This window comes from Paenibacillus sp. FSL k6-2145, assembly GCF_037976585.1.
Classification (GTDB): Bacteria; Bacillota; Bacilli; order Paenibacillales; family Paenibacillaceae; genus Paenibacillus.
In genome coordinates this window covers 978,866-995,200 of sequence record NZ_CP150267.1, presented here as the reverse complement: position 1 = coordinate 995,200, position 16,335 = coordinate 978,866, and the positions used below count along the sequence as shown (strand labels likewise).

18 protein-coding genes are annotated in these 16,335 nt (G+C 47.3%); 12 read left to right on the top strand and 6 right to left on the bottom strand.

Annotation, left to right across the window (positions count from 1 at the left end; translation table 11 throughout):
- Positions 1–94: 94 nt before the first annotated feature.
- The gene (locus NZ043_RS04550; protein ID WP_339312658.1) at positions 95–1,147 is read left to right on the top strand and encodes a magnesium transporter CorA family protein; all 1,053 of its coding nucleotides are present in this window, start codon (positions 95–97) and stop codon (positions 1,145–1,147) included.
- A 20-nt stretch (positions 1,148–1,167) separates the two neighbouring features.
- Here the strand turns inward: NZ043_RS04550 and NZ043_RS04545 are convergent, their stop codons facing one another.
- The 4 genes from NZ043_RS04545 to NZ043_RS04530 form a co-directional block, all read right to left on the bottom strand.
- Complete coding sequence (locus NZ043_RS04545) at positions 1,168–1,533, bottom strand: DUF5665 domain-containing protein (RefSeq protein ID WP_091038566.1); 366 nt, start codon at positions 1,531–1,533, stop codon at positions 1,168–1,170.
- An 84-nt stretch (positions 1,534–1,617) separates the two neighbouring features.
- A complete protein-coding gene (locus NZ043_RS04540) occupies positions 1,618–2,025 on the bottom strand; it encodes a YtxH domain-containing protein (protein WP_076212649.1) in 408 nt (135 codons plus the stop codon).
- A 64-nt stretch (positions 2,026–2,089) separates the two neighbouring features.
- Complete coding sequence (locus NZ043_RS04535) at positions 2,090–2,347, bottom strand: GlsB/YeaQ/YmgE family stress response membrane protein (protein ID WP_017692278.1); 258 nt, start codon at positions 2,345–2,347, stop codon at positions 2,090–2,092.
- Between the two features lie 134 nt (positions 2,348–2,481).
- Positions 2,482–3,183 (bottom strand): phosphatase PAP2 family protein, encoded by a 702-nt coding sequence (locus tag NZ043_RS04530; RefSeq protein WP_133387148.1) that lies wholly within the window; start codon positions 3,181–3,183, stop codon positions 2,482–2,484.
- Positions 3,184–3,360: 177 nt separating this feature from the next.
- Between NZ043_RS04530 and NZ043_RS04525 the strand changes: the two genes are divergently transcribed.
- Positions 3,361–4,380 (top strand): asparaginase, encoded by a 1,020-nt coding sequence (locus NZ043_RS04525; RefSeq protein ID WP_339310799.1) that lies wholly within the window; start codon positions 3,361–3,363, stop codon positions 4,378–4,380.
- Positions 4,381–4,519: 139 nt separating this feature from the next.
- Entirely contained in the window at positions 4,520–5,245 is a 726-nt protein-coding gene (locus NZ043_RS04520) for a pirin family protein (RefSeq protein ID WP_036607001.1), read from the top strand.
- 151 nt (positions 5,246–5,396) lie between these two features.
- On the opposite strand, the gene NZ043_RS04515 is transcribed toward NZ043_RS04520, so the two are convergent.
- Positions 5,397–5,621 (bottom strand): DUF1128 domain-containing protein, encoded by a 225-nt coding sequence (locus NZ043_RS04515; RefSeq protein ID WP_017692283.1) that lies wholly within the window; start codon positions 5,619–5,621, stop codon positions 5,397–5,399.
- Positions 5,622–5,779: 158 nt separating this feature from the next.
- On the opposite strand from NZ043_RS04515, the gene yyaC reads away from it, so the two are divergent.
- The 5 genes from yyaC (at position 5,780) to NZ043_RS04490 (ending at position 12,445) form a co-directional block, all read left to right on the top strand.
- Positions 5,780–6,337: a spore protease YyaC gene (yyaC, locus tag NZ043_RS04510; RefSeq protein ID WP_091038572.1), complete on the top strand. Its 558-nt coding sequence runs from the start codon at positions 5,780–5,782 to the stop codon at positions 6,335–6,337.
- 60 nt (positions 6,338–6,397) lie between these two features.
- Positions 6,398–7,189, top strand: a complete 792-nt coding sequence (locus tag NZ043_RS04505) for an alpha/beta hydrolase (RefSeq protein ID WP_091038573.1) — start codon at positions 6,398–6,400, stop codon at positions 7,187–7,189.
- Between the two features lie 433 nt (positions 7,190–7,622).
- Positions 7,623–8,327: a DUF6483 family protein gene (locus tag NZ043_RS04500; RefSeq protein WP_133387143.1), complete on the top strand. Its 705-nt coding sequence runs from the start codon at positions 7,623–7,625 to the stop codon at positions 8,325–8,327.
- Positions 8,328–8,423: 96 nt separating this feature from the next.
- Entirely contained in the window at positions 8,424–9,671 is a 1,248-nt protein-coding gene (locus NZ043_RS04495; protein WP_051447021.1) for an SAM-dependent methyltransferase, read from the top strand.
- A gap of 191 nt (positions 9,672–9,862) precedes the next feature.
- Complete coding sequence (locus NZ043_RS04490) at positions 9,863–12,445, top strand: O-antigen ligase family protein (RefSeq protein ID WP_339310797.1); 2,583 nt, start codon at positions 9,863–9,865, stop codon at positions 12,443–12,445.
- 630 nt (positions 12,446–13,075) lie between these two features.
- Here the strand turns inward: NZ043_RS04490 and NZ043_RS04485 are convergent.
- A complete protein-coding gene (locus tag NZ043_RS04485; protein ID WP_074096436.1) occupies positions 13,076–13,423 on the bottom strand; it encodes a dehydrogenase in 348 nt (115 codons plus the stop codon).
- Positions 13,424–13,583: 160 nt separating this feature from the next.
- Between NZ043_RS04485 and NZ043_RS04480 the strand changes: the two genes are divergently transcribed.
- The 4 genes from NZ043_RS04480 to NZ043_RS04465 all read left to right on the top strand — a co-directional run bounded on the left by NZ043_RS04480 (position 13,584) and on the right by NZ043_RS04465 (position 16,261).
- A complete protein-coding gene (locus NZ043_RS04480; protein ID WP_091019353.1) occupies positions 13,584–14,198 on the top strand; it encodes a DedA family protein in 615 nt (204 codons plus the stop codon).
- A 2-nt stretch (positions 14,199–14,200) separates the two neighbouring features.
- Entirely contained in the window at positions 14,201–14,770 is a 570-nt protein-coding gene (locus NZ043_RS04475) for a thioredoxin family protein (protein ID WP_017692292.1), read from the top strand.
- Between the two features lie 6 nt (positions 14,771–14,776).
- On the top strand, positions 14,777–15,409 hold the full coding sequence (locus NZ043_RS04470) for an MBL fold metallo-hydrolase (RefSeq protein WP_036607016.1): 633 nt from the start codon (positions 14,777–14,779) through the stop codon (positions 15,407–15,409).
- Positions 15,410–16,015: 606 nt separating this feature from the next.
- Positions 16,016–16,261 (top strand): hypothetical protein, encoded by a 246-nt coding sequence (locus tag NZ043_RS04465; RefSeq protein WP_091038578.1) that lies wholly within the window; start codon positions 16,016–16,018, stop codon positions 16,259–16,261.
- The last annotated feature ends 74 nt before the right edge of the window (positions 16,262–16,335 follow it).

Genomic DNA, 16,335 nt, shown 5'->3' with positions numbered 1-16,335 from the left:
GTTGTTGAGTACGGCATAAAGAAGGACACGTCATTGCACTGAAATGCATACGTGTCCTTTTTGGGATCAAAAAGATGGGTATGTAATGAAGAAGATGAGTGCAGGAGTGGATAAAGTGATTGTGAACCAAATCAAGTTGGAAGCTCGCCGTGACAAGTTATCTTGCTCGGACCATTGGCAATGGTGGGATTGGGTTGCACCTGACACCGATAGCATGAACGATGCTTTGGAGGAGCTGACAGAGGCGTTTCCGGATATGCGATATTGGCTTTATAAAATTCCGGAAGTCGAATCGAATTATTTGTCCGTCCGTTTTGTGAATGGTAAAGAACCAGTCATATTTGGTTCATTGTTGTATGCGATCAAGAATGAGAGAGATGACAAAAGAAAAGATAATCAGATGTTCTTTTATGTCGATCGTAGTAACCTGGTTACCTTGAATATGGATGACAATACACGAGGTATTATGAAGACGGATGAACGTGCCCATATGTTACAGCAATGTAGTGAGGCCAGGGACGGGATGTTTGTACTTTTTCGAGCTATACTGCATTACTACCATGTGGGAATGGATCATTTTGAGATGAACCTGCGTGATCTGGAACGGAAGATGGAATCTCGCAATGCCCGCACCTTGATGGACCAGATTCTCGCCGCTCGATTTGAATTATTGTATTGGAGTAATCTGTTCATCCCTTACTCGGAACTGATGGCTGCTTCACATGAGGCTTACCTTGATGAAATAAATGAAAATCGATATTTCCAGCAGCTCCAACATCGAGTAGAGCGAATGGAACGTTTGTTTAGTCACTACGAGAAAGAGATCGATACGTTAATCTCCATTGATAATGCAATCTCCGGTGTACGTGGCAATGAGATCATGAAGACGCTGACCATTGTCACTGCTGTGTTCATACCTGCCACGGCAGCTGGCGCGATATGGGGGATGAACTTTGAGAACCTGCCCTTTATCGACAAATCATGGGGAGTTGTACTGGTCCTTGTTGTCATTATCTTAAGCATGATCAGCATGTATGTATGGCTGATGATGAAAGGCTGGACAGGAGATCTGCTCAAAGTGAAATCCTCACAGCCTTCAGCTGAAGAGACAGAGAAAAAAGGAGCTACGGAAAAACGTAAGGGATAGCCTACTATTGGTTAGTCCTCTTAGTTTTTGTAATCTTCAATATAACCAAGCAAGTCAGCGATATATTGGCCCACAATCGGCATATTCACGAATTGGCTGAGAATGAATGCCAGCAAACCGAGAACAACAAAGGTACCCACAGTCAGCCCGAGACCTCGTGCCATGCCCGCTGTGAAATTGGTAATAATCCGCTTTTTGGGACTGCTATAATTCTCAATAATATCCTTGATCTGTGCTCTCTCCAGACTGTCCGCAATCTGGTCCAAACGGGTGTTCAATCGCTTTACCTCATGACGTAATTCAAAAGGATGCTCGCTTGTATCATACTGCTGTGTCGGTGTTGCTCCCTTAATTGGAGTATTACCGTTGATTGTAACTTTACTCATAGTATTCGTCCTCCTCAACTCTCATTGGATAAAAAATAGCCAGCTGGAGTGCAGCTGGCTATTGGTCACTCGATCTGTATCGCCTTACAGGCTAGTCGAGTTAAGTTCTTTACGTGCATCTTCCTTCGCTTCAACGGAAGCGGCAGCCACTTCATCAGATGCACGGGATGCTTCGTTAGCCACATCAGCGGACGCTTTTCTCACAGAGTCCATTACATCATTGCGGCCTTGATTTACCGTTTTTGCAATATCGGAAGTTTTGGAAGAGACCGTTTTAGCCAGTTCAGTGGCTTTGTCACTTACAACAGTTGCCACTTCTTTGGTGCGGTCAGTAACGATGCCCACTTTCTCGGAAAGGTCACCACGCAATTCACGTCCTGGTTTAGGCGCAAAGAGTAGTGCTGCTGCAGCTCCCAGCAAACCACCGATGAAAATACCTTTTGCGAAAGTTGAACCCGTCTGTACAGGATATTGCTCTTCTGCTTTATTCATGTCTAATCACTCCTTCTTCAATTTAAGAAACAAATACGAAACAACGAACACCTTGTTGCCCGAATCAGGCAGCCTGTCTTAGCAGTCTGGACACAAGCCCCAGCAAGAAAACAAAGAGCGCTGTACCAATGATGGCAGGGATGATGGCAAAGTTACCGATAACTGGTCCCCAGTTACCAAGCAAAAGTGCTCCCAGCCAGGCTCCGGCAAATCCTGCAATCATTGCACCGATTATGCCTCCAGGCATGTTGTGACCGGCAAGTGCATCTCCAATCAAACCGATGATGACAGCCATCACAATGCTGATAATGATGCCCCACATAACAACCGCCTCCTTTAAACTTGATGTAGGATGTTGTCTGTTCGCGTTTGCTTACTTCGTATATAAACCCCGTGCAACCCTGTGAAACAATAAAGATGAGGATGAATGAACTGGAAATCAGAGGAATTCATTCTTTAGCGGTTTTGTTTAATGCCCTTAACCATGCAGAAGATCCATGCCAATCCAGCAGTAAATCCAGTAAATACATCCGTAGGATAATGAACGCCCAGCATGATTCGGCTGAGCCCAATCAAGAAAATAAAACTGATACCACATAGAACAGGAAGCCACACACCGGAAGAGTTATGTCGCTGTCGTTCAATGGCCCAGATTACAAAGAGCATACCGTAGAAGCCCATGGAGATCATGGCATGTCCGCTGGGAAAGCTGTACCCGTGAACGACCAACAGATGATCCAGTTCAGGTCTGCTTCGTCTGAAAAATTCCTTCAATAACGTGTTTAGAATCCACATCATGGCAAAACTTCCCGTGAGCGCATATCCATATATAACAAACCTTGGACTACGTTGTATGAAGAAAAGAAGAGCAAAACCTCCTGCAGCCACAGCAGAGATTTTGAATGAGCCCAGTGCGGTTATGAATGCAGTGTAAGGGAATAGATGAAGACGTGAATCTGAATTCAGATAAAATAATTGCTGAATTTGATCATCCAGACGAATAATAACATCAGCACCCAACCAGGCACCCAGACCTGCCAGGATGAATACAACCGAAGCGCTGAGGGCCAGACCAATCAAACCCCAGTTGAGGAGTGGACGTAATAACGTGCCGGGAGTTGAACTGAATGAGGCTGGTGAATACGTTTTGCGCGGCATAATGAGTTTCTCCTTCAGTTATTGTAGTAGATGAACATAGATGATAAAGCTATACCCGAAATACCTGTCGAAAAAACTGTAAAAACGTCGCTTTTGTACTATACTATTTAAGATATCCCATGCGGCGTCGTGACGCAAAGCAGAGATGAAATCGGGAGCACAAAGGAGAGAACTCGCATGGAGAGTGCCTTGTTAATTAAAGAATACCGTGCAGGCGTTATGGAATGCGCCCATTACGGACACATAAGTATTACGGATGAGTATGGCCGAATCGTATACTCGGCTGGCGATCCTCATTTTAGAGCATTCACTCGCTCATCTGCCAAACCTTTTCAAGCCATTCCAGGTATTCGGGCAGGAATTGCCAGTCACTATGGTCTGTCAGCACAGGAGATTGCCATTATGTCCTCTTCGCATCGTTCGGAACCGGAACACATTCGGGTGCTGGAGCAGTTATCCGGTAAAATTGGATTGGGAGAAGAATGCCTGATCTGTGCACCAAGTTATCCGCTTAATGAAGAAAGCCGTAATCAATGGTTACGTGGACAGGGAGAGAAACGGCGCATCTTGCACAACTGCTCCGGAAAACATCTGGGGATTCTGGGGTACAGTCAGATGAAGCAGGTTGATCTGGGTAGTTACGCTGAACCGGATCATCCGGTACAACGAGAAATTCTTAAAACCTTTGCCGACCTGGCAGGTATTGAAGAAAAAGAGATTGAGCTTGGGACGGATGGCTGCGGCTTTCCGGTATTTTCTTTGCCGTTGTCGGCATTGTCGAACGCTTATCTGAAGCTCGCTTGTCCGGATCTTATCGCTGATCCTTCCACAAGAACAGCTGTAGAAACCATAACATCAGCTATGAATGAACATCCGTTGATGGTGGGTGGCACGGAGCGTGTAGATTCAGTGCTGCTGGAAGACGATAACATTGTAGCGAAGGGGGGATTCAAGGGGGTATTCGGTTTTGGTCTGAAAAAAGAAAGACTGGGAATCACCTTCAAGGTGCTTGATGGTTCCGAGGAAGAGTGGGCCTTCATCACCCAATCCATACTGAAACAGATTGGTTATTCCAATGAGAGAACCATTGCACGATTGGCTGAAGTGTTCCCTTCGGACATCCGAAATGATGCGGGTACCCTTGTAGGTCATGCAGATAGTGAGTTCATTCTCCACTCACTTGAAGATAGCGTATAACCTTAAGGAGGGGCGTGATTAGAGTTGCCGGCCCCCGGGTAAAGATGACATACCAACTGGTATTCATCTATACAATTCATATACACGCATGGACTGCCGCGGTGATGTGGCAGCTCTAAACCCTTGGAGGTGGATGAACATGATTAAAGTGGTGACATCGGAAGAAAGGCACACGTCGGATCGAGGTTGGATACACAGTGAATTCAGCTTTTCCTTTGCTGATTATGATGATCCAAGCAACGCCCATTTTGGCTGTCTGTTGGCTCATAATGAAAACACGCTGATGCCGCAAGAAGGCTTTAAGAAACATCCACATCATGATCTTGAACTTGTCAGTTATGTCATTTCGGGTACACTCAAACATACGGATAGTATGGGAACAGAACAATTGCTTGAACCGGGTACGGTCCAGGTGATGAGTGCGGGGACGGGAGTGGAACACTCCGAGACCAATCCGTCAGCGGATGAACCGGTACGTTTCCTCCAGATGTGGTTTTTGCCATCGGAGCGTATGCTGAAACCTTCCTATACGAATCGGAGAATAGAGCCGCAGGAGCATTTGAATCGTCTATGTCCGATTGTATCCGGGCAAGGGGGCGAGGGAAGCGAAGGCGCATTGCCTATTTCCCAGGATGTAACCTGTTACCTCTCCCATTTGGAGTCCGGGAAAAAGTTGATGTACCCGCAACACGAAGATCGACGGACACATCTTTTCCTGATCAGTGGGCATGTAGAGATTCATTGTTCGGATGGTAACTTCAACCTCAAGCCGGGCGATGCCGCACGAATTCGCAAAAGCTGTGATCTGCAAATCACGAGCACAGACAGTGAACCTGCCGAATTTGTTTTGGTTGACCTGCCTTAAGGATGGGATGTATTCCGTTAAGGATAGTCTGGAAATATAAATATGTGAAAAAGGACCTGTTCCCACGGTGATGTGGAAACAGGTCCTTTTTAGGCTTGCTTTTGAATAGGACTTCATATAGAAGTCACAAATGATCAAAAGCAACACTTTGCTAAGATTTACGAAGATTACCCAGTTCCGAAGCGACAGCTTCCACTTCAGAGATACTGAGATGTTCCTTGCTCAAAATCATTTCATACAGGTCAAACAGATCTTCATATTTCTCAAGTGGGAATGAAGAAGCTTGCATGGCGGCACCACTTGCCATACGAAGTTTGGTTTTGATCGCTTCAATCATATATTCCATATTGGCTGCTGTTGCTTGTGTTAAATCCATCGTTAAGTTCATCCCTTCCGTATCGGAAACTCTTGTTATTGTATCATGATTGGAAGCGCTCAGGCTAATGCTTTTGCGAGGAAACCAAGCATCGGTTACAATGATGGATACAACAACAGGATTTCATGGAAACCTGAGTGTACTGGAGGGAATACAGCTTGGCAGCGTATAAGCGAGAAATGGTTCGCCATCAAGGAAGGGAAGTCCGTAAAGGCGTGCCTGCAGAGAATTTGATCTTATTTTTCAAAAACATCGTTCAACTTCATTCTCCAGCTGAAATCACGTTTGTCTGCATCGGTACTGATCGTTCCACCGGGGATGCTCTGGGTCCACTGACAGGAAGTTTACTGCAAGAGAGCGGAATGGAGAACGTTATTGGCACGCTGTCTTCCCCTTGTGATGCAGATACGCTGGAAAAGAAATTGGCACTTATTCCTGCACACCATGCCATCATAGCGATTGATGCATGTCTGGGTCCAAAGCAGGCGGTAGGTACATACTATCTCTCGAATAACCCACTCATTCCGGCCCAATCGGTCGGAGGCAAGCTACCTCCTGTTGGACAATACAGTGTAGCAGCTGTGGTTAATGCGAATGGACCAAGGCCCTATTCCATTTTGCAGATGACCTCGCTTCACCTGGTCATGGGGATGTCCCGAACGATTGCAGACGCCGCAATTGAAGCAGGGAAATGGAGACAAACGTTTCATTCATGATATGTAGGCTTAATAATATACAACCTGAATTATTTAATTCGCGCAGAGAGAGGGATTCATATGGAAAAAGTGATGTGTGATGGAACGACGATTTGTTATGCCGAACAAGGTAAGGGAGAAGCACTCATTTTGCTCCACGGATACTGTGGCAGTTCATCGTATTGGGATGAGGTCGTACCTGAACTGGCACGCAGCTATCGCTGTATCGTCCCCGATCTGCGTGGACACGGAAAAACAGATGCACCTGTAGGAAGTTATACCATCGAACAGATGGGCAACGATGTATTACAGTTGATGGATGAGTTGAATGTGGAAAAAGCGGTCCTTCTGGGACACTCGATGGGGGGATACATTACGCTCTCGATTGCACAGCGTCACCCGGAGCGTTTGAATGCATTTGGTCTGATTCATTCGACAGCCTATCCGGACAGTGAAGAAGCCAAGGAAAAACGCCTTCGTGCTGTATCCACCATTCAGACCGAAGGTATCGTGAATTTTGTAGATGGACTGGTTCCCGGACTTTTTGCACCGGAACATGTGGAATCGCTATCTACGCATGTAACACGTGTGAAGGAAATTGGTTACCAGACTGCTCCTCAAGGTGCTGTTGGTGCTGCACTTGCTATGCGAGAACGTCCGGATCGCCGCGATGTGTTATCGGCTACACCTTTACCTGTATTGCTGGTTGCGGGAGAGAAGGATGCTGTTATCCCGCCAGAACGTACATTTACAAGTGACAAGCCACATATCGTGCAAGCCGTGATTGCGGGTGCGGGTCATATGAGCATGTATGAAGCTCCTGAAGAATTAATTCAGGTCATTAAACAATTTATGGCTGGATTATCGAAGTAATTGATGAAGTAATTTATGTTGATTTCATTAGGGCGTGTCTGAAAACTCCGAAGGAAGTAGATTTTACTGAATTTTCGTTCCAAGCAAGGAAGTTTTCCGCAGGCGTGCCGGGGCACGTCAAGGGGAAGTGACGCAGCATGGGGCGAAAAGGCGGTAAAAGATGCACTTCAGCGAGTTTTGAGACACGTCCTAGAATATAGTTTGGTTTCTGGATGATTCAACCTCTTGTGGAGGAGGAGTTACCAGTTCCATTTCAACCGAGCCCCTGCCACGTCCCTTTGGGATAGGCAGGGGTTTAGTGTGTTCATGGCCAGAGCAAAGACACGCGTGTCTTGTTTTTGGCTTTTTGTCATGGCATGAATTAAAATAAATATAAAGGAACGATATGAGAACGATTGGATGTATAGGGTCGAATGATGAGGGGGCATACAGCATGTTCAGAAAAGATTATCTGCTCCGCATGATGGAGGAAATGACTGAAGCAATAGGCAAAGTGTTCACGCTCAAACAGCAACGTAAGCACACCGAGGCATTGTCTGAACTGGATGAGCTGATGCGCAGGCAGTTTGGGTTGAATTTATCTCTACTGAACTCATTGCCAGCGGAGGATGTTATTGAAATGTTCCGTTTTCGCGGAATGATTGAGGTAGACAATCTGCAGCAGGCCGCGAGGCTGATTGAAGAAGAGGCTTACATTTATCAAGAGAAGGCCAAAGTGGAAGGCATAGATGATCAGGAGAGAATGGACGCAGAGGATGAGGCTGTCATTCGATTGATGAGATCACTTCATTTTTACCTGTATGCATTGAATCATGGCGCTAATCCCAAGTTGTTGGACGCACCGGAACGGGTGGAGGGTGTGTTGGGGCTTACGAAAGAATATGAACTTCCTGCCCGGACTGAAAGACAGCTTGCCCTCTATCGTGAACAACAAGGACGTTACGACCAGGCAGAGAACAGTTGGTATCGATTGCTCCAGCTTGGTGATGAATTCCCGATGAGCTACCGAGATGATGTACAGGCGTTTTATGAAAGGTTGAGCCAACTCACGGATGAACAACTGGAGCAGGGCGGTCTGCCACGGAACGAAGTTGAAGAGGGACTAGCTGAACTAAGTCGTCAAGAGATGAACTCATAAAATATGGATTGGATCAAGGCTTGTTACATGCCTTTACTTGGAGAGGGAACGGAATTGTGGTATGGTAACGGTTGACCAAACCAAACCGAAAGTGAGATGTACCCCGTGGATTCATTGCGAAAGCTTATACAAGACATCTTTGAACAGAATTCGCTGATTACAGCGACCTGGAGCCAGCTGCGCAGACGGGACAATGTCTCGTATACCAAAGTGCAAGTCAAGCCGGTGACACTGAAGAATCAGCTGCATTATCAATTTGCATTTCATTATAACAACAAAGTGCTGCACGAGAATTTGACTCCGGCTGAAGCGGCTGAGCGCATGACTTTGTTATGCGAAGAGACGTTTCGTCAAGGGCTGCTCTGTACGACCGAGGCAGACTATCAAATTTTGATCAGCAAAAAATATAAAGTATCCATTCTTACCAAATCTGCTTCCAAGACTGCGGTGGATCTGTCGCATAATCGCAAGAAGCAATATGTATTGGAAGAGGGAGTACCCGTATCGTTCCTCGTTGAACTTGGTATTATGAACGAAGAAGGTCGTGTGCTGGCCCGTAAATATGACAAGTTCAGACAGATCAACCGTTTCCTCGAAATGGTGCAGGATGTCATTCCACATCTGCCGGAAGGACGTCCACTGACCATCGTTGACTTTGGTTGTGGCAAGTCTTATCTGACATTTGCGTTATATCATTATCTGTCTGTACAACAACGTCGTTCACTCAAGATTATTGGGTTGGACTTGAAGGCAGATGTAATTGAACACTGTAATGATCTGGCTAATCGATTGCATTATGGCGATCTGAAGTTTCTGGTTGGAGACATCGCGGACTACGATGAATTGAATGAAGTGGATATGGTTGTCACACTGCATGCCTGTGATACAGCTACCGATGCTGCTTTGGAGAAGGCAGTTCGTTGGGGAGCTTCTGTTATTTTGTCTGTTCCTTGCTGTCAGCATGAACTGTTTGATCAAGTAGAGGCCTCCGTGATGAATCCGTTGTTGTCCCATGGCATCCTCAAGGAACGTTTTTCTGCACTGGCTACGGATGGGATTCGTGCCAAGTTGCTTGATCTGATGGGATACAAGACACAATTGCTTGAATTCATCGATATGGAGAATACGCCTAAAAACATATTGATTCGTGCTGTTCGCGGTCAGGCTGGCGAAGTGACGGAGATGTGGAATGAATATACGGCTTTCCGTGATTTCATTCATGCCGATCCATATTTGGAGCGGGCTTGTGCCGATTTGCTTCCTGGCGATGGCAAGCAGGCCAACGGGAAATCGAAATCGAGCAAAGAAACCGTTCAAGATTCCGCAAATTGCGACCTTTGCTGAGTGTGCCAACGCCTATACAGGGACATACTACAGTTAGGGTCTCTGAATGTAAACTTCAATAGAGTGCACATACTTCGTAGCAAGCAACATCATAACTGTCAGATGTATATCAGGCAGAAGGACCCGTTATCGGGATCTTCTGTCTTTTTGTTATGCATATGGAGCGGTGGAAGGAAGGAGGGAGGGTGGAGATGAAGAATAGGAGAATGGATAAGGGAGTTCTAAGGTATAGACGAGGGTATGAGGCGAACGAGTTAATGGTGGAACAGGCGTTTGACGGGTCTCGCCATGCAGAGGGTACAGAATATGTAGATAACAGGGACTTATGTAATGGGGGCAAGAGGGACGGTAGAGATAGTAAGGGCAGTAGGGACAGTACATATAATAGGGAAGATACATACAACAAAGATGATACGTATAAAAAAGATGACAAAAATAATCCAAATGGAGCTATTCAGACCGATGCGTCAGGGAGTTTTTCTCAAAGTTTGAAGTGTAAACGTTATTCAGGATCGGAGTGGACTGTTGGGTTGGGCATACTCTCCATTGTCTTGCTGCTTGCAGGATGTCTGAGTGGGGGACTGTATTATTCGGCCGATCTGTACCCTGTCCTTTTGATCGCAGCAGGAAGCATATTGATCATGTTTTTTCTTTTCCTTGTAGGTATTCGTTCACTCGTCTTCTGTGGACGAAAACCCATGTCATTAGGACAGGGTCAGGGGAACATCGAACGAATCATTGAAAAAATATTTCGATTTCCGGGAATGTTGCGGGTATTGTGGCCGCTGGGGATGATGACCTGTTTTGGTCTACATGCATGGGCAGGCTCGGTGAGTAAACAGGGCAGCATGGATGAAATGCTGCGGTGGAGCCTGCTTGCGATGTTTACTCTGCTCACTGCAATACTGGCTGCGCGCACGGATGGTGCGCGATGGTTAGCCTGCGGTTGGCAGATAGCGGGCGGCTTGCTTGTGCTAAGCGGCATCCTTGCCGTGTGCGGGATATTGCCGCTGCCCTTCGGGGTGATGCGGACTGCTGACCCCGAGATCAGCTCCGCCGGAGCAAGGCTCGGCGGATTATTGCAGTACCCGAATGCGTACGGTGCCATTGTTGGCATGTACGCATTGGAGCGGCTGACAGCCGCCGCGCGAGTCATAGCCCGGCCTGTGCCGGCCGGGCGACTCATCGCGGCAGTGCTGCCGCTCATGCCCGCGCAAGCCGCGCTCCTGCTGAGCGAGTCGCGCGGCGCTTGGCTGGCGACCGGCTGCGCCGCGGTCGCCGCCTTTGCTTTGCAGCGGCGCGGTGCCCGCCTGCCGCTGCTGCTGGCCATGGCCGCGCCACTGGCGTGCGCGGCCTGGCTGTACCGCCAGCTGGCTGCTGCTCAGCTGGCGCCTGCACCCGTGCCCGGCCTGCTGGCACTGGCCGGGGCATGGGCAGCTGCGCTGCTCGGCACGCTGCTGCTGTGCCGTCTATGGCACAGCGGCGCCGCCAAGGCTCCGCGCGCCGCTGCCCTGACGGCCATCGTGCTAGCGGGAGCCGCCGCCGCACTCATGGCCGTGGCCTCCACCGCCGATCGCCTAGCGGCGGGTGTCGGCACTGGGGTGTCCCGCCTACAGATGTGGCGGGACGCCCTCCAGCTGTGGACCGAGGCCGCATGGCTTGGCCACGGGGGAGACACATGGCGCAACATGTTCCGCGCCATTCAATCCTCGCCTTATGTTGGAGGCGAGGTCCACAACGGCTTGCTCGATCTTGCCCTGGACACGGGCTTGATCGGCATCGTGCTTGTCGCAGGGTGGTTTCTCCTCACCCTGCGAAGCATCTTTCATTTTGCACCGCAGCTCTTTCCATCCGTGCTTGTTTTTGGCCTGCATGGGACCATGGACTTTGACTGGAGCTTCACACTATTTTGGATGCTTTTCATCTGGCTCGGTGCTTGGGCAACCGCATTGAAGACGGAAACAGAGGGGGGCCAGCGATCCGAAGGAATTGCTGACTACACTCCCTCCAGATTCAAACTGAGATCTAAATCCAGATCTCTTTTCTTGCGATATTTACCTACCCATTCCCGTCCATTATCTGTCCCGATGCGTTCCTTCTTTCATATTCTTCAGGAAGTAACTGCTCGGCTATTAAGGGTATCCACAGTGATGATCATCCTTTTCTGGTTTGCTGGAACAGTCTGGCTCACCTCCCGATATGCTTTAGCAGAAGTGCAGTACCGTCAGGCGCTGTCTGAACCGGATGGCACTCCAGCACAGAAGGTGCATCTTATGGCTGCCCTTCAGTCTAACCCGAATCGACCGGATATCGTGATATCCCTTGCACGATCTCTCCCGGGACGAGAAGCAGAATCACTTCTTTTGAACAGCTTGTCCCATTCCCCGATGCACCCTCAGATTTACATCGAACTGGGACGATTGGCAGCCCAATTCGGCCAAGGACAACAGGCTGGAGAATATTTTGAACAAGCGATCGCATTGAATCGGTATGATGGCATTGGCCAATCCACGGCTTTGCATTGGATGGAGCAAGCAGCGCGGCGGGAATGGAAGGCAGGATATAGAGATCGAGCCCGACAGACTGCCGCCGCTGGTGTACAGATGTATGAACGGTATCAACTGCTGGCTGAGGAAGTGGGAGCAGGAAACGTTCGCAATGATCGTCGTTTTGTACTGGAAGAACATGCTTCAGGTTATGGAGAGAACCTGCGCAGGCTTGCCTCGGCTTTTTCTCCTCCGTTTACTCCAGAGTTGACCAAGCGGAGCCCTTAAATCACTGCTGGATCTTGACGTTTACCCATGCGATATAATGTTGGATGTCAGCGTCTAAAAAGTCTGGGAGTCCAAGCTGGCTGCTCTTTGCGGAGGGTATGCGATTTTCTAAGGAACACAGGACGTCTTATTTGGCCTCTAGCTCCTCTTTTTAAATTGTAAGGAACATCAGACACGTTATTTCCCGAAACTCCCTAACAAAAACGTTATAAAAGGCCAAAAATGCCGAGATAACGTGTCTCAGATTCCTTAGATTTCTAAAATTGCTTCAAATCCTTGAATAAGACGCCTCAGATTCGTTACCACTCGTGGGCTTGAGCATGAAAAATTACTCGGTGTTTATGTTCATACTCACAGTTTATATTCATGCCCACCTGGAGGTCGGCTCCATGCTCTGCTCCAACCGCAAGGGGTCGCCCTCGAATTCCACCTAGAGTGAAGCTTTACATCGGAAAGAGAAAATCGCATTTATGTTGTCTCTATCGCTTGCTCGTACGTGAAGAACGCATTAACATCACACGTTAAGGACACAGTGCCCTTGCCTGTTCCTAACATGTTCAGATTCGCTTTAGCTTTGCTGCGTCTTTCAGTAGGTTTGAAGACACAGCTACCTGCCTAATTCCTGCATTCCTACAGACGATACCCGCCAAATGCATGCTGAAACGCATCTTTTAATGGTTCAACATCTACTTCCCACATCGCAGCGATCTCTGCACTGACATCCGTGTTCCACCACTCACATAATTTCTTGCGGTTGTCGCGATTCTCCCCAATCCAGAGCAGATTTGTGATCACCTTACCGTAATAATATTCTTCTGCCTGCTTCATCCGTTCGGGAGAGACATATACTTTTAGCCTTTTGGCTGTCCGGTACAATTCCTTGCTGCATGCTCTTCGAATTCCTCTGGCGGAAGGAAGGTTTTGACCGGATTGCGTATGTTTGACCGGCGGAGAACCGGGTATTGACTTGTGTGACATCTTCTCACGCTCCTCTCCCCATACCATATGCGGACTGCTGCGAACGGGACACTATCCCAACCTCGTGAAGTAGCAACGTCCACAGCCCTGTGATAAAATAGGGACGAACATCCATGGTGCGGAGGGGCACCGCCAATCAGGATGGAGAAAGAGGGTTGAGATGGACTTTATTCATAACCTTGTTGGCCAATTGTTCGATTGGATTCAAAGTCTTGGGTACTTTGGAATCATGCTTGGATTAATGTTGGAAGTTATCCCGAGCGAAATTGTGCTGGCGTATGGAGGTTTTCTCGTTTCACAAGGTAATATCAACTTTTTCGGTGCTATGATTTTTGGTACGGTGGGCGGTGTGATTGCCCAGTTATTTATCTACTGGATTGGCCGTTATGGCGGCAGACCTGTGCTTGAACGCTATGGGAAATACATACTCATCCAGAAAAAACACATCGACCATTCCGAGGAGTGGTTCCGCAAGTATGGTACAGGTGTCATTTTCACAGCGCGTTTTGTTCCGGTGGTAAGACATGCAATCTCCATCCCGGCTGGCATCACGAAAATGCACACAGGCAAATTCATCTTGCTTACTACACTCGCTGTTATACCTTGGACTGCATTGTTTATATATTTAGGGATGATTCTTGGAGACCAATGGAAGCATATTGATGAGAAAGCGGCACCATATGTTATGCCTATTTTGCTTGTCGCTCTCGCCCTTATGATCGTTTATGTACTTATTAAATGGATGAATGCTCGTAAAAAGAAAGGAAGTGTCTAGTCATGGGTAAACCCAACTTGTCTCACAAATTCGGTAAAGGTCTGCCACCGAAGGATTTTATTGAAAGTATGACCAAGAACCAAAGTGAATTCCAGGCCAATTATGATAGCTTTACTTGGTCGAACGAAGAGGATCGTGAGTTTTTTGAGAGTCTGAACCATCGCGATGATCTGCGTGTGTTAATTCTGGCTGCTGACTGGTGCGGGGATGTTGTCCGTAATATTCCGGTTGTGTTTCAGGCGCTTGAAATCTCAGGAATCCCAACTGAAGTTTTGATCATGGAGAACCATCCTGAAGTGATGGATGAGTTCCTGACGATGGGTGGCCGTTCCGTGCCAGTCGTTATTTTTGCAGATACAGGTGGACATGTGTTAGGTCAGTGGGGACCTCGTCCGCAGCATGTACAGGAAGTCATGATTGAATTCAAACGCCTTAATCCAGATCGTGAAGCAGCAGATTATCAAGAAAATTTGGCTGTGGCGCGTCAAGAGATTGGTAAACGTTATGGGGAAGGAACGGAGTCACATGCGGCCATTATCCGTGAGCTGCGTGAACTGATTTCGGGTTACTAAGCCGATATGCTTAACATTCGTACGTTTACACTAGGCCCGCTTCAGACCAATGCTTATCTCCTACAAGGAGATGATCCGGGCAAAGCCGTCATTATCGATCCAGGCATGAATCCAGGGCCGCTGCTTAAGGCGATCCAAGACTTGGAGATTGAAGCCATTCTCCTCACTCATGCTCACTTTGATCATATGGGCGGGGTAGATGAGATCCGTAAATTGAAGGGATGTCCCGTTTATCTTCATGACTTGGAGAGCGACTGGCTTACCACCCCGAAATTAAATGGATCTTTGAATTGGCCGCAGGCGACACCACCGCTTTCGACAGATCCTGCTGAATATGCCATGGACGAAGGGCAGAAGCTGAATCTGATTGGTCATACGTTTAAAGTGTTCCATACACCTGGACATTCACCAGGCAGTGTAAGTTTGCTTTGTGATAACGACCTGTTTGCCGGTGATGTGCTGTTCCGCATGGGTGTGGGCAGAACGGACCTGACAGGAGGGCGTGAACGGGATCTGATTGATTCAATCCAGAACAAGCTTTACACCTTTGCAGATGAAGTGAAAGTATATCCAGGTCATGGTCCAAAAACGACCATTGGTTATGAGAAACAGAACAATCCTTACGTGTCCGCAAGATAATCCGACATGATATGTGAAGAAAGTCTGGACAAGTGACAACTTTTTCATTAGAATAGCAATTAGTTGTTACAAGCGTTAAGGCATCATCTAACTGAAGCATTACCAAGAAACACCCAACCTCGCGAAGCACGCAGACTGTGGTCTATACCCGGTTTGCGTTCTTTTTTTGTTTTCAGCCCCTTTTTATCACAGAATTAGCCTTTTTTACGCTACATAGAGATGTAAGATGCGCTTCATCACAAGCAGTTTGAGACCAATAACAAGTTAGCAACAAGAACAGATTGTTTAGAAATGATGAGTTTAAGAAAATAGTATATAAGTTGAACTAATCATTTATACGATAACGGAGAGGACAGAAAGAACCTGAAAAAGCGAAGCTAAAAGCTTTCTGCAAGAAAGCTACTTCGAAAGCATAAACTTCGCCTAAAAGCTTTCTGAAAGAAAGCTGCATCGGAAGCATAAGCTATCCCCGGATTTTCCCCTTCGGAAAAGGGAATCAAAAAATCTGGGGATAACAGCGATTGGAAGGTTATTCTGTCATCGTAGTGTCAGTGTAAATAATCTTTAGTTCAACTTATATAGATCATGAGAGCGGGGAATATCAAAGTGGAGAAACCAAGAGTTATTCCGTTGAATCAGCGTGTCGAGCATCCGATCATTGAAGAAAACCGTCGTATATTGGAAAGTGGGAAAAGAGAACCGGGTACTGAGCGAGCTTTAATACATAACCCTAGCGTGGCCAATGAAATGATGAAGTCTCAGCAGAATATATGGACAAGCCGTGTTTTAAGAAACGGAGCCCGCAACCAACCATGGTTCGACAAGCTGCAAGATTACCGGAAACAAGTCTGATTGCCCGGGAAATTGTCGGGTTTTAATTTTTTTTGATTCCATTGAACGTTTCTGCAGAGCCTGTCGTATTAACT